This window comes from Nonomuraea sp. WAC 01424 (assembly GCF_003947315.1).
Taxonomy (GTDB): Bacteria; Actinomycetota; Actinomycetes; order Streptosporangiales; family Streptosporangiaceae; genus Nonomuraea; species Nonomuraea spiralis.
The window spans coordinates 1-688 of the sequence record NZ_QHHZ01000070.1; the positions used below are offsets into that span (position 1 = coordinate 1).

Here is a 688-nt window from a genome sequence, read left to right on the forward strand (position 1 = left end):
GTCACAGGTCGCCGACGGAGAGCCCACGAGGTGCCGTTTCAACTGACCTGTCCTTAGGTGTAGGGAAGGCATCAACAGCGGGTGTTTCAGAGGTGGTGCGTCCGTCGTTTCGACGGTATGCCCAGAAGCTGTGCTTTGAGCCATCAAAAGCATTGCGAATGACTTCTCGTGCACGAGAGAGATCCTGTTCGTCGGCGAGATCGTCCCGCTCATGAATGAGCGTTGCAGTTCCAGACATCCACTTCCACCCGAGTGGGTTGGCGAAAACAAGCATCGGCCGCTCTCGATCCAAACCATCACCAAACGTCCCCAAGTTGATACTCTTTTTCCGAATGCCGGTCCTGCTTTCATACAGACGCGCATCCTGGTTCAGCGCAGAGCCGCTGACGAGCGCGAGCGACCGCACGAGGTACTGGTCGCCGTGTGGCACATGAAGTGCGAAAAGGTAAAAGGAAGGGACCACAAGAGGTTTCTTGTTCTTTGCGTAGATTCTCACGCGAGAACAGGGAGGTGTAGAGTTGTAGTCCATGCCACCCGCGCGCCCAGATTTACCGTCTTTCGCTGGCTTCACCTTCTTGACCTCGATTGCGACGATATGCCGAGGATCCAGGTCCCAACCGCCCTTGATAAGCAGTGAAGTTTCCTCAGGACGGGCTACGACCAGGTCTGGGCTAACCAAGTTCTTCCC

General features: G+C 55.8%; 1 protein-coding gene. It reads right to left on the reverse strand.

Annotated elements, in window-relative coordinates:
* Position 1 precedes the first annotated feature (1 nt).
* A partial coding sequence (locus DMB42_RS54015; protein ID WP_185845358.1) for a hypothetical protein occupies positions 2-688 on the reverse strand: 687 nt, incomplete at its 5' end.